Here is a 13015-nt window from a genome sequence, read left to right as displayed (position 1 = left end):
GCCGAACTCTTGCCGGGATCGATTTGATGCGTCTTCCAGTTCTCGCGGCGCGATTGATCTGGGTCATCTGCTTGGTCTCCATAACGATCTGGAGGCTGACCCTAGCAATTTGTGAGGCTGCGCGATTTCGAATTTGATCGATCTCGCGAGGAAGTCACCAAGGCCCCTCCGGCGCTATTTCTAGCGAAAGCTGAGAATCGATCGCATTTGAATGAATCCTTTCCCGGGCCTTTAAGAGGCGCCCGGATATCGGTCGTGCCGAAACGACACACGGACGGCTGGAAATGGATTCGAAAGCACAGGCCCTGAGCGACCTCGCGAGGCGGGTAACAAGCCTGCAAAAGCAGATGACAAGTCGGATCCTTAAGATGGCCGCCGAAGTCGAGAAGCTTCGGGAAATGATGCCCGCCAAGGAAGCACGAGAATTCCTTCGGGTGACGTGCAACTTGCCTGCCACCGAGCTGTCGACCTACGTCGCTTTCTCGGAGAAGCTCAAGGGCAGCGAAGACTTGCTCGAAAGTGCTCGCGCATCGTTCCCTGTCCTGAAAGCGTTGGTCGCGGCAGACGACGACGCCCGTGCCGAAGTTCTCGCCCGCATGGAGCTGGGCGCCCGCATCGACGACCGCGAGATCTCAGCTATCCGGAAACGGTTGCACGCAGCGAAGCTGACACCTTTCCACGTCGCCATTGAGAAGCACAACAGAGCCGTGAGAGCGGCTGCAAGGACGAAGGCGGCCGCGACGTCCGAGGCCTTCCAGTCGAAGCTTCGGCTGCTTGTCTTGCGACTTGAGAAAACTGACTGGAAGGATCGGGCGACGGTTCTTGGATCGGAAGGTACGCGTCGGGAAGCCGCTGGCCTGCGAAACGAATGCTTGGATATCTTCGGCGAAGACCGACTGCGAGCCAATCCGTCCGCTCGAAAGACCGCGGACGTCGTCACGATCGGCTTCGAGGCGCTCTGCTCCATCGTCGACGGCAAGGAATTTCGCCCGGGCGAAACCAATCGGTTTGCATCCCCCGAATACAAGTTGACGACGGCGCTGCGCAAGCTTGCTGGCATGCTGACGCCACCCGGCGGCTGGGACGGTCGCAACCGTATCCTTGACGAGCAGCCGCCGCACCGGGTGAAGCTGAGGGCGTTGGAGCTGTGTGCGGGAGCCGGAGGCATGTCCATCGGGCTTGAGCGAGCAGGCTTCGCCCATGCCGCCCTCTACGAGTTCGACAAGCAGGCGGCCGCCACGCTACGCCGCAATCGACCCGACTGGGAGGTATTCACGGACGACATCCGAACAGTCGATTTCCGGCCCTATCGCGACCAGAACATCGCTCTCATCGCCGGAGGTCTTCCCTGCCAGCCGTACTCGCAGGAAGGCAAGAAGCTCGGCAAAGACGATCCTCGCGATCTCCTTCCCGAGGCGGTCCGGATCGTGCGGGAAGTGCGCCCTCGCGCCTTTATGTTCGAAAACGTCGTCGGGCTACTGCACGCGCGCCATTCGGCCCATCTTGCAGACATGCTGCGCGGCTTCCGGAAGGCCGGATACGAGACCGAGATCCACCGTCTGGAAGTGAGCGACTTCGGCATTGCTCAGTCTCGCACACGCATCCTGATCGTCGGTATGAATAAGGACTACGCTGGTGCCTTCCGGCTGCCGCCCGCCTTCCCTTCCCGGCGAGCCACACTCGGGGATGCACTCATCGACCTGATGGCCGAGAACGGCTGGAGCGGGGCCGAAAATTGGGCGCGCGAGATGCGTGAATACCCGGTCACCGATAGACAAGGAAACCTCGTCGCGTATGGTGCGCAAGCGTCGACGTTGGTGACCAGCCGGGGCAAGCGCCGGAACAACGCCGAGACGAAATGGGATGGTCTGGGCTTCGACATGTCCAAGCTTTCGAACGAGGCGCCTACCAACGAAGACGCTGCGGTCGAAGGATTCAAGCCGGAACTGACGTTGCGGATGAAAGCGCGCCTGCAGAATTTCCCGGACGACTGGGTGTTCTCGGGGGGCAAGGGCGCCGTTTCCAGGCAAATCGGTAACGCGGTTCCTCCGCGATTGGCTCAGGCTGCCGGGCTGGCGCTGTTCGGAGCGATGCGAAACATGCGTATCGACTGGGAGGCAATGCTCTGGCCGGAGGATGCGGTGCGTCGTCAGGTCGTTGAACCGCCGTCGCTGGACATGGATTTGGTGCATTCGCAAGAGGCTGTTTCTCGGGTTTTGGAAGGTTCATGATTCGAGCGTACCGGGCCGCTGAGCGACTCAGCAACAGCAAAGATTCCCTGTCGGCTGGTTGACGGGCGGAATGTTTTCGAGTCCGGCGAGCAGTGTCGACGTGCAGCGCACCAAGTCGACAAGGCCAGTCGCGACGGGCGCTTTCTCCAAAAAGGATTCCTGTAGATTCGGGAATTTCGAGAGGGGGGTCAAGCACATGAATCTGCTGGTGAATCGCAATGGCTCGAATCCGAAGTCCCCTAAGATTCGATTCATAGTCCCCTAATTTAAATCGATTCAATAGCGCTGTAGGTCGATTACGAACATTCTTTGGACGGTTGTTCGAGATTTCGGGCGGATTGCTTTCTTGTGTTCGATCTCAGGTTCGCGGTCGAACACATTTAGACAAGGAGCTTTTGTCGCGTTGAGGTGGCGCAACCGTCTGCTACCATATTTCGCTCGCCGGACCTGTCTATTATACTCGAAAACGTTCGTTCGAGCATGGGGTCAACCGGTCGGTCCTACAACGATATTTAGCTGGTCTCGATGGAAGCTTCGTTCCGATCCAACCGCTTTCGGAGCATGACATCAGCGAAAACGGATATTCGTTACGGATGACTTGACCTGCGACTGATGCCATTTTCCCAAGGCGCTAAAGATTTTCCTGTCCGCCCTCTTGCTGCCGATTGGTTTTGCCCGGACCATTTTCTTAGGAAGCGGTTTAAAGGGTGACGGCGCGTTGATCAGAACGTTCGAGACACGACTGGATTTGCGGGCGGCCAAAGGCCCATCGCTATTCGCCGTTCTCGATGAGTACGCGACACTGATGAGTTGGGCGGAACGTCTCTTGCTCGCAAAGCTCAAGGCCAGACGGACTTGGACCGGAGACCTCAAGGTGTCCTTCTATCAGCACCTCGGCCTTTCATCGATGCACCTCGACATGGCTTATCGACAGCTAAAGGGAAAGCTGAAGTCGGTCTCCGAGTTGGCTGCTGGCCGGGTGAAGGATCTGACGTCCAAGATCGCCAGCAACGCACTGATATCGCGCGCAAGGAAAAGGTGATCGCCAAGGCAATTGTTGAGCGGGCGAAGCTTCCGGCTGAGATTGACGCAGTTGTCGCGAAGATCATGAAGCGCCGGGCTATGTTGGCGGCAGCCGAGGATTTGATACGTGAGAAGCAGCTGTTTGCGCTGAAAGTCTATATCGATCAACTCCATGCGAAACGCGGTGCGCAAAATTCAATCCGCGCCCGGATCCGCACCATCAGAGCGGCACTTCACCAGCACAAGCGAAGGCTTGCCGTGCTGGAAGTCAAGCTGGACGAGGCGAGAAAGCAGGCGGCCGACCCTAGCGTGTGCTTCGGGTCGCGGAAGCTTTTGCGTGCCCGCTACAGGCTTCAAGCCAACGGATTTCCGAGCCACAAGAAATGGCGTGATCAATGGACAGCGGTTCGCTCCGCTCAGTTCACGCTCGATGGCAACAGCTCCAGGGAGAGCGGCAACCAGTTCGCCCGTTTGCGTCTGCGCGACGACGGGCTGTTCGACATGGAGTTGCGGCTACCGAAGGCGCTCTTGCATCTAGCACAGCGTGCGTTCAGGGTCGCCGTGTCACGTCGAACGCATAATTCGATAACCAGGCCCTCTTCCTCATCGAAGCTGTTGAGGCTTGGGACAATATTTAGCTGCCGCAAGACTGGTGCCAATTCCTTCTTTAGGCTGGCGATAAATGGGCGATAGCAGGGCTCGACGTCGGTCGATTGAATGGTTCGGATAGTCTCCGACATATCGGTCTCCATGGGTTCCCCATATGTTGGCCTACCGCGATACAAGAAACGTCGTGCCGATTTGTCGTTGGACGAACCGGGGACCCTTCTCGCCGTCATCAAACAATCCGGCCTGGGCCTGTCCGGATCTAAATTCCCTAACTTTCGACCATACTTCACTAAGGGTTCTGCCGAAGGCTTAGTGGAATTGCCGCGCAAATACGGTTTCCAACAAGCTCCACAGCACCTCCATTCCGACAAACTCGATTTCGGACGAACTCGGAATAGCGAACCAGCACCGAGGTGTAGACCAGAACTCAAATAGGCTGCGAACCGATAGGCACTTCGATGCAGCGACTTCCAGGATGCTTGTTAGGATTGAGTTGCGCGCTCTTCAGATTGCTTCTCTTGATCGCCCAACCTGTGCAGGGCGAAGGGCCCGAAGCCGCTTTCCTCGCGGAAACAGGCGCGGCGATGGGAGCAATGATGGGTGCTATGGACTACCCGTCGAGCGGAGACGTAGACAAGGACTTCGTTGCCCTGATGACGCCCCATCATCAAGGCGCCATCGACATGGCGATCGCCGTGTTGAAATACGGCAAGAACGAACAGCTCAGGCGAATTGCCCAGGAGATCATCGTAGAACAGCAGCAGGAAATCGCCGCCATGAAGTTGGCAATCGGTGTCCCACTGCCCCCCTCGTCCGCAGCCAAGTCTTCAACCCCCACCGAAGTGCCGTTGTACCCGGACGCCACCCATCACGATCACGGGGGCGTCCTACAGTGAACTACATCACCCGGATAGCCGCCGTCATCGCGAGCACCCTCAGTCCTCCTTCCGCCTTGGCGGGTCAGGTACCCTTCGCCGCCTCCGACGCCGATATCCCGGTCAGCAGCAAGGACCGCGTCTACGCCGCGGAACAGTTCTCGAACACCGTGTCGGTGATCGACCCTTCAACCAACAAGCTACTTGGGGTCATCAAACTCGGCGATCCCCAGCCTGGCAATTTGAGCCCGCTCTACAAGGGGCAGGTTCTCGTCCACGGAATGGGCTTCTCGCCCGACAAGAAGACCATTGCCGTGGTCTCGATCGGCTCGAACTCGGTGACCTTCATCGATACTGCAACAAACGCGGTGAAGCAAACCACATATGTCGGCCGCTCGCCGCATGAGGCTTTCTACACGCCCGATGGCAAGGAAGTCTGGGTAACGGTTCGTGGCGAGGACTATGTCTCCGTCATCGACGCCGCCACCTTCGAAGAGAAGGCGCAGATCAAAGTGCCTGCCGGGCCTGGCATGCAAATCTTCTCTCCTGAGGGCAAATACGGCTATATCTGCTCGTCCTTCAATCCGGAGACCGTCGTCATCAGCGTCGCCGATCACCAGATCGTCGGCCATGTGAAGCAGGCGAGCCCCTTCTGCCCCAATATCGCGGCCTCGCCTGATGGAAAGCAGGTCTGGCTCACATTGAAGGACACTGGCAAGGTGCAGGTCTTCAACGCCCAGGCGCCCTTCGAATTGATCAAGACGATCGACACCGGACCAATCACCAACCATGTCAACCTCCTCACCAACAAGAACGGCAGCTTCGCTTACATCACCGTAGGCGGCCTCAACGAGGTCAAAGTATTCCGCACCGACAATTTCGAGCAAGTCGCGACCATCCCCGTTGGCAAACTGCCACACGGTGTCTGGCCCTCCGGCGACGGCACGCGCGTCTATGTCGGCCTTGAAAACGCCGATGCAATGGCCGCGATCGATACGCTGACCAACAAGGTCATCGCGACGATCCCGATCGGCCAAGCGGCACAGGCCGTCAACTATGTGCCGAATGCCGTGCCCATGGGGGATGGCATGCAGAACCTCGTGCCTCTCGTTACCGCGGGTGGAGCAGCCCATTTCAATCTCGGCCCAGAGGGCTCAAAGGACAAGACGCCGACATCGGTCTCGCTGTTCGACCAGGGACTGACACAGGTGCTGCAGGCATCGGTAACCGGACTGGATCCAAAGACACCCTATGTCCTTGCTCTTTCGGAAAAGCCTGACGGCAGCGGCCCTTTGCAGAGCCTGTCGAGCTTCGTGACCAACCCGGCAGGTGCGGCGATCGTCAATGCAGTCGGTCCCATTCGGCAGATCGTCCAGGCCAGGCACAAGGACGAGCAGCGCTATCTGGTGGTCGCTAGGTCGCTAGGCGGCCAGCCAGGCGAAGTCGTCCAGATACAACGAAGATGAGGTTTCGTGGCCCCCATGGGAGGCCTGACGGAAGCGAGACAGAGCTCGTTATGGTTTGCAAATGTTTTGGAGACAGCCTGATGGATTCGAACACGACCTCAAGAGTCACAACTTTAATCGGCGGCCAAGGGGGCGAGTGGTCTGTCCTCTCGCAAAGGACGTTGGCTGGCCACTCCCTAGAGGCGGCGTCCCGGATCGCGATGAAAACAGGTAGTCACGCTGCACAAGGGGATGCAGTTTGGGTGCTGCGTGGGGTGACGACAAACGACCGCTACACGACTACCTCAGAGAAGCACGAATTGCTTAGTAGGCAGGTTCCAGTTGGCCGTCCGGAAGCGACGCGGGCAGCTCTCATCCTGTTGCGCAAGAGCGCGGAATGGTGGGCTCTGCCGCAGGACGAACGTAGACATATCCTTGAAGAACAGTCCCATCACATTGGGATCGGGCTTCGCTACCTTCCGGCGATCGCTCGCAAGCTACTGCACTGCAGGGACATGGAAACGAGCGAGCCTTTCGACTTCCTCGGCTTTCTTGACTATGCGCCCAAGGACGAGCCAGCTTTCGACGAAATGCTCGGTCACCTAAGGGCTACAAAGGAGTGGACGTTCATCGATCGCGAGATCGACATCCGTCTGTGTAAGGCCGAAGTTTGAGGACAGTGCCGGACATTTTGGAGGAGCGGTACTTCACGCCTGTCCCAGGGCCTGATACATGCTGCGGCCAGTGTCCCGGTTTCCCGTCGCCGTCCCGGCCTGGTGAGGCGGGATCGGAGCGTTACTCGCTCCGACGGCACAGGCGCTGCGAGCGCCGCTTTTGATCGAGCCACGTTCTGCCGCTTCAGTCTCCGCGATACATGCCCAGCAACATCCTTATAGGTGCGAAGGGGTGACATCTTCGGAACGGCAGAGCGAGTTTTGATGCTCTCTCTGAAATATGCTCGGGCGAAAAGCTGTCGGCCGCAAGCCCATTTCAACCGCTCGTGACGAATACCGACAATTCCACCGAATTCTGAACCCGACGACTGATCGCACTCAGCGAGCGTTCACTGGGGACGGGCGTTACCACGGTAGCATTCTGGTTTACGTTAGACTTTTTCGTGCGCTATGCTTGTTCCAAAGGGTGGGAAACGAGATGGCAGCGGAAAACTCTGGAACATTGGCGCTGCTGATCGACGGCGACAATGCCTCGCCCAAGATTGTGGTCGGGCTGATGGCCGAGATCGCGAATTACGGGACGGCAAGCGTAAAACGTGTTTACGGGGATTGGACCGGGCCAAATCTCAAGGGATGGAAGGACTGCCTTCTTGAGCACTCCATCCAACCGATTCAGCAATTCGCTTATACGACGGGCAAAAACGCAACGGACGGCGCGATGATCATCGATGCGATGGACCTGCTTTACACCGGGCGGTTCTCCGGCTTCTGCATTGTGTCAAGCGATAGCGATTTCGCTCGGCTCGCGGCGAGGATCCGCGAACAGGGCGTGACGGTCTATGGCTTCGGAGAGCGCAAGACACCACGTCCATTTATCACCGCATGTGACAAGTTCGTATATTTTGACGTTCTCAACACGCAGGCTGCAGAAGCCGACCAAGGGGCTACCCCAATACAGCAAAAAGCTGATGCAATCCCATCCCAGAACAAGCAGCAGACGAAAAAGCCAGGGCTCACCAAGGCAGCTAAGCAGATGCTGACCAAAGCGATCGTTGCCACTGCCGATGAGGACGGCCGTGCGAACCTAGCTCAAGTCGGCGGGCACCTCGCAAAGCAGGCGCCTGACTTTGACGCCCGAAACTATGGTTTCCCGCGACTGAGTGACCTCGTTAAAGCATCAGGAATAGCCGACGTCGAACGCTCTCTCGACAACCCGAAGACCATGTTGGTTCGCTTGAAGAAGGCGTGAGCAGCCAATGCCATGCTCCTGCCTTGACCAGCTGATACTGCTGTCGGCATGCCGTCAAACTCGCAAGCAACCGAAGCCGTCCGCCGCCGGATGCAGCGCCAAATTCGCATCGCTTTACGCCGATGAAAGCCATTTTCGCAGCCACGTCCACATGGCCCGGCATGGATTTGGAAAAGGCGAATACCGCTATTTTCGGTATCCACTTCCGGATCTTCTTCAGGGATTGCGTACAGCGCTCTATCCGCAGCTGGCAGGACTGGCCAATCAATGGAACGAGCGGATGCACATCGACAAGCGTTACCCTGATACGCACGCAGCATTTCTTCAACAGTGCCGTCTGGTCGGACAATTACGGCCTACGCCCCTGCTGCTGCAATACGGCCCAGGCGACTTCAACTGTCTGCACCAGGATCTTTATGGCGATCTCGCGTTCCCTATCCAGGTGGCGATTCTGCTTTCGGAACCAGAGAAAGACTTCACTGGCGGCGAATTCGTCCTGACCGAGCAACGACCGAGGATGCAGTGCCGCGCCGAAGTTGTCCCGCTCCGCAAGGGCGATGCCGTCGCTTTCGCAGTTCATAATCGGCCGGTCCAAGGAACGAAAGGCAATTACAGGGTCAACATGCGCCACGGTGTAAGCCGCATTCGCTCCGGACAACGCCATACGGTCGGCATCATTTTCCACGACGCAAGCTAATGATATTCACCGCATTGACGGAACCAAGATGTGGTCTGCTCGATCGTTGTACGCTGCGAACTCCCTCCCCGCAGCGCGTTATCCAACTTCTACCCCGGGACTTGACCGGGGTTTTCTTTTGTCGCGAGCGGCGCTGTCATAGCGCTCCTGCAACTCCGTCATCGAGCAGTTCTTGCAATCAAGTGAAGCGCCCAATGGCGTGAAGATACGCGATAATTTCGCTCTTGAGATGAGTCATGTCGCCGAAGGTGTTCGTGACCTTTTCAATTCGGCGCTGTGCGTGCTTGTCGGAAGGATCACATTGATCGACGATGACATAATAATCCGTCCCGACGGCGCTGATGTCACTACCTACAGCAATCAACGCGCCCACGTAACGCCTCGCGGTTTCTCGGGTCATGTGCACCGACGAGGGTCTCGAAGACGGTCCACATTCTCGCATCCAGCTATTCCTGCTTGAAGCCGAGTGGAGGCACTGGAATGGCATTGCCGACGATGTCGCCATCGTCATTTGATGCTCTCGGTAGGACTCGGTCGCGCAGAAAGGCAGCTATGTCACCGCCGCACGCTTCCGTGAGTTGTTGAGCGCTAAAGCCATCTGCTTCGGCCTCCGCGCGAAGTGCTTCCGCTTGTTGCTCATAGGCTCCAGACTGCTCACCCGAGCCGCTTGTCAAGCTCTGGTCGTCTAACTTGTCTTCCAGCCAGTCGGTGATGTTCTTCATCTGCAAACTCCTCAATGATGTGCGCTGTATCGGTAAAGCATCCGATCGCGAACGTTCCCTACTCCGACCACTGCTTCCGCTATTCGAACTGCAACGGTGCGGTGGTCTTTGACTGAAAGATATCCTTCAAGAACGACGATGGGCCCAAGAATGGATATGACGATGCCGCTGCTATCCAGCTCTGGATCAGCGGCCCACGACGCGGTGATCGAAGCTTTCATCGAAAATGAATTTGACCCGGCTGCACAGGAATTATCGTGTGCTGAACCGTCGAAGCGAATAACCATTTCGGAGTCCTCCAACACAGATAACTCCGCTATCTCACGAATGTTTCACGGATGCTTTGTGCGCTTCCCCTGTAATGGCACGAGTACCGATCATATCGGCCGCAACCTTTGACGATAAGACGGACAAGGCAACCCAAGACGCCGCACTCGCGGTCGAAGCTGCATTGAGACGGCTGGCAACCAGGGTGAGATTGCTCTCCCCACCCCGACTGACCCCGGATCGTCGGCGAGCTTGCACAAGCTCACCGACGATGGCATGGGAGCTTACCCTTCAACGCGCCATCGAGAGTAATGATGCCCTTTCCTGTCGTCCCAGAATTTCTTGATGATCGGGGTCTGTTTATTGTGCAGGAGCCTGGAATCCGAGCACGGATTCTTCCCCTGTTCAAGTTTGACCCCCGCTATCCAGAAGACAGACCTGTGGGACAGGGAACCGCCTTCCGCATCGATCCGTGGGGCTGCTGTGCAACTGCGTTTCATGTTATCGAGGACATGGTTGTGGCCGATGCGGATGGAAGATCAGTTTTGCGCGATGATGTTCGTCTGAATGCACTTGACGTTCCGATTTTGCCGTATGGTCAAATGCAACTAGCTTCGGATGCTTGGACGCCATTTCGAGGTCTATACTCAATCAACTCGCTGGATCGTCAGCCGTTCCAGCCGCCGCGAGTTCGGAACGTCACTGAACTCGCTGTAACATGGCTCGAGCATTCGACGGAGTCACACGATCTATTTTTCCCCGTCGATTGCCGTTGGCGACCGCAAGTTGGCGAGAGGCTAATGGCCATTGGATACGCTGAACTCGATGAAGATCATTACTCCCGGGGCGAGGATCGTTCGATGACGTTGGACCTGTATGGGTCAGAGGGCGTCATTACCGAAATCGTGCCCTCGAATTTTGAAAGCACGCGGCCATGGCCAATTGTTCGGGTCGCTGCAAACTGGCCCGGGGGCATGAGTGGTGGCCCTGTGTTCAACGAGGGTGGAAATGTCGTCGGACTGGTGAGTATGGGATTCCAAGGTGAGGTGCTATCGTCGGCAGTAGTGTTTTCGGGCTCCAGTGCTGCCGCTGCGACGTTTGCGACCGTTGATTCCTTGAACGCTGGCCGTCTACTTTGTTGGGTCGGGATCGATGAAAATGGTCAAGTCATCGCCGCGACTCGCCGCCGCGAAGAGTTAGTGGTTCATCCGGCGGCAGACACTATCCGTGATGTTATATATGCTTCGTTCGACCCGGTGCGTCAGGAGTACATGCCCGCGTAGCGCTGAACCTAGCTGACTTGCCGTCTTCACGCTGTCGCATAGCTGATGAGCTAGGCGTCCGCTGGCTGTTTCTCGACGTGACGCTCGTGATAGGTTTCGGTCACGAAGTCGATGAAAGCGACGGCCGCTCCAACGGCGAGCCGTGCATGTCTCGGCTCCAACCCTCGGTGTTTGCCATCTCGGCCGTGCCCAGACCCGTATAATCCGCGCAGTTCAGCGATATGCTGCGTCAAAACCGATAGGTTCTGGAGGATAAGCCGTATTGTGTTCGCGCCCTTCATTCCATCGGAAACTCCTTCAGGGACGAGCTTTAACTCCTTGGCGAGCGTTTTGGTGAGCTTTGGCAGGTCGTCATTTTTTGCAACGGCAATGCCTTTCTTAGCCAGAATAGTCTTGCAGCACGTCTCCACGAGCTCTTTCGCAGTCCCGATGGCAAGTGCCGGGTCGCGGTCAACTGCATTTTCCAGCCTCGCGATCTCCTTCTGCATCCAACCTGCGTCCAGAGCATCGGCAACCGATCTAGCGCGAGAAACAGATCTGCTGCCGGAATTGCGGATATGTTGTGCGACGAAACGCGGACGTCCAGCTATCCTTTCCTCCTCGACCAGCTGCCAGCCCTCTTTACGAAGTTGATCGTTGAAATGCTGAACGAGGCGAAGTGCCAGATTGCGGTCGGGCCTCACGACAGGGTGCACCATTTCGCACAGAAACTTTAGAAATGCATCCGAGCTGCCATCGAGCAGACTGAACCTTTCATCGGCGTAGATCCAATCGTCGTTCCAGTCTTCGGGGTTGTTAACCCGGTGTTGCCAGATATCTCCGGCAGCGTCCGCAAAACGACCGTCACCCGAGGGCAATTTCTTGAGATCATACAGCCGTTCTAGGAATTCGACCTCGCCCAGGCGCCCACTCCATGCCACCTGATCGATCCTAAGGCCATCGAAAATGTCCTGCCGTGTTGCTCGGGAGACATCGCTTTTGCTTTGTCGCCACTCCGGACGTTTTCGCACATTGGGTACGATTTTCACCGCGAACCAATCTTCTGTAAATTGCTCTAGGACTTGTTTCAACCGATTATAGATTTGCTCTTCGAGTGATTCCCGACTTGATGCCAGACGCGCGAAAAATGCGGGCTCAACTCCCAGAAAGATCGTCCAAATCCTGGTGCCGCCGTTCCAGTTATCATATCCCGTTTCTTCAACCCGTGGCGAAGACCGACGAAGTATATCTGCGGCGTCGTTCATGTCTTCCGCCGAAAGAAGTTCAGCGGTCGTCGCTAGGTAATCCTCATAACCGTCTGAAAGGTACGACAAGTCTTCTCACCATAGGATCTGCGAAATCGTCCCTCTATAGCGAATATACGGCTCGGAATCATTGCCTTGCTGTTAATCGTTTCTCGGCCGCTGACGATATCCACTGAAACTCGTCTACAGGCGGGCAGCCCGCTCGGCAATCCTGGTGACCAAGCCCTAGTTAGGAAAATCTTCAGTGGCTTGCGAAAGCGCTTCCAACCACTCGTGACGAAAACCCGATTTCTCCGCGGCTCAATCACGCGTCCACTGCGAGGGTCGAAAATGTTGGGCTCTCAGGGCTGTCAGCGTCGAATTCAATCTCGAATACGAGGCCTTCAGAACGAAAGTCGAAGCTCAATTTGGCATGCGCCCTGCTCAATCTTATTCATCGTCGCGAAGTGGCACCAGCCTCCACCCACTTGCGGGTGGCTTCCTTCCGGCATTCGCAACTCTGAAATCGAGTTCAGATATCGCTTCCTTGGCGGCCTCTTTGGCGCTCGTCGCCCATACACTCACCTGAAGCCGCGACGGGCAACATTTCATTACAGTCCAGATGGAAAGCTAGCGCATTGTCGCGCTGTTAATCCCTGAAAAATATGCGATGTGTGTAGGGGGGCTTTGACGGTGCCTTAGAGCGGCCCCTGGAGG

Annotated in this window: 13 protein-coding genes; 9 read left to right on the top strand and 4 right to left on the bottom strand. The window is 56.9% G+C overall.

Going from position 1 to position 13015, the window contains the following annotated elements; genetic code table 11:
• Nucleotides 1–284: 284 nt before the first annotated feature.
• The 8 genes from AC1DNK_RS21800 (at nucleotide 285) to AC1DNK_RS21765 (ending at nucleotide 8803) form a co-directional block, all read left to right on the top strand.
• Nucleotides 285–2231 carry a DNA cytosine methyltransferase gene (locus AC1DNK_RS21800; RefSeq protein WP_477943294.1) on the top strand — a complete coding sequence of 649 codons (1947 nt, stop codon included), beginning with the start codon at nucleotides 285–287 and terminating at the stop codon, nucleotides 2229–2231.
• Nucleotides 2232–2886: 655 nt separating this feature from the next.
• Nucleotides 2887–3273 (top strand): hypothetical protein, encoded by a 387-nt coding sequence (locus AC1DNK_RS21795; protein ID WP_477943293.1) that lies wholly within the window; start codon nucleotides 2887–2889, stop codon nucleotides 3271–3273.
• Entirely contained in the window at nucleotides 3270–3947 is a 678-nt protein-coding gene (locus AC1DNK_RS21790; protein ID WP_477943292.1) for a hypothetical protein, read from the top strand. Before AC1DNK_RS21795 ends, AC1DNK_RS21790 begins: the two co-directional genes overlap by 4 nt.
• Nucleotides 3948–4372: 425 nt before the next feature.
• Nucleotides 4373–4759: a DUF305 domain-containing protein gene (locus AC1DNK_RS21785; RefSeq protein ID WP_477943358.1), complete on the top strand. Its 387-nt coding sequence runs from the start codon at nucleotides 4373–4375 to the stop codon at nucleotides 4757–4759.
• Nucleotides 4756–6204, top strand: coding sequence for a YncE family protein (locus AC1DNK_RS21780; protein WP_477943291.1), 1449 nt, complete (start codon nucleotides 4756–4758; stop codon nucleotides 6202–6204). Before AC1DNK_RS21785 ends, AC1DNK_RS21780 begins: the two co-directional genes overlap by 4 nt.
• 80 nt (nucleotides 6205–6284) lie before the next feature.
• Nucleotides 6285–6857, top strand: coding sequence for a chlorite dismutase family protein (locus tag AC1DNK_RS21775; RefSeq protein ID WP_477943290.1), 573 nt, complete (start codon nucleotides 6285–6287; stop codon nucleotides 6855–6857).
• 478 nt (nucleotides 6858–7335) lie between these two features.
• Nucleotides 7336–8106, top strand: coding sequence for an NYN domain-containing protein (locus AC1DNK_RS21770; protein ID WP_477943289.1), 771 nt, complete (start codon nucleotides 7336–7338; stop codon nucleotides 8104–8106).
• Nucleotides 8107–8113: 7 nt separating this feature from the next.
• Nucleotides 8114–8803 carry a 2OG-Fe(II) oxygenase gene (locus tag AC1DNK_RS21765; protein ID WP_477943288.1) on the top strand — a complete coding sequence of 230 codons (690 nt, stop codon included), beginning with the start codon at nucleotides 8114–8116 and terminating at the stop codon, nucleotides 8801–8803.
• Nucleotides 8804–8981: 178 nt separating this feature from the next.
• Here the strand turns inward: AC1DNK_RS21765 and AC1DNK_RS21760 are convergent, their stop codons facing one another.
• The 3 genes from AC1DNK_RS21760 to AC1DNK_RS21750 all read right to left on the bottom strand — a co-directional run bounded on the left by AC1DNK_RS21760 (nucleotide 8982) and on the right by AC1DNK_RS21750 (nucleotide 9812).
• Nucleotides 8982–9176, bottom strand: a complete 195-nt coding sequence (locus tag AC1DNK_RS21760) for a hypothetical protein (RefSeq protein WP_477943287.1) — start codon at nucleotides 9174–9176, stop codon at nucleotides 8982–8984.
• A gap of 73 nt (nucleotides 9177–9249) precedes the next feature.
• Nucleotides 9250–9525 (bottom strand): hypothetical protein, encoded by a 276-nt coding sequence (locus tag AC1DNK_RS21755; RefSeq protein ID WP_477943286.1) that lies wholly within the window; start codon nucleotides 9523–9525, stop codon nucleotides 9250–9252.
• Between the two features lie 11 nt (nucleotides 9526–9536).
• Nucleotides 9537–9812: a BON domain-containing protein gene (locus AC1DNK_RS21750; RefSeq protein ID WP_477943285.1), complete on the bottom strand. Its 276-nt coding sequence runs from the start codon at nucleotides 9810–9812 to the stop codon at nucleotides 9537–9539.
• Between the two features lie 291 nt (nucleotides 9813–10103).
• On the opposite strand from AC1DNK_RS21750, the gene AC1DNK_RS21745 reads away from it, so the two are divergent.
• A complete protein-coding gene (locus AC1DNK_RS21745) occupies nucleotides 10104–11075 on the top strand; it encodes a S1 family peptidase (protein ID WP_477943284.1) in 972 nt (323 codons plus the stop codon).
• 50 nt (nucleotides 11076–11125) lie between these two features.
• On the opposite strand, the gene AC1DNK_RS21740 is transcribed toward AC1DNK_RS21745, so the two are convergent.
• The gene (locus AC1DNK_RS21740) at nucleotides 11126–12319 is read right to left on the bottom strand and encodes an abortive infection family protein (RefSeq protein WP_477943283.1); all 1194 of its coding nucleotides are present in this window, start codon (nucleotides 12317–12319) and stop codon (nucleotides 11126–11128) included.
• Between the last annotated feature and the right edge of the window lie 696 nt (nucleotides 12320–13015).

The organism is Rhizobium sp. 01N424, assembly GCF_056399485.1.
Note: the sequence above shows the minus strand (reverse complement) of the source record. Positions and strands in the feature narration are given on the sequence as shown.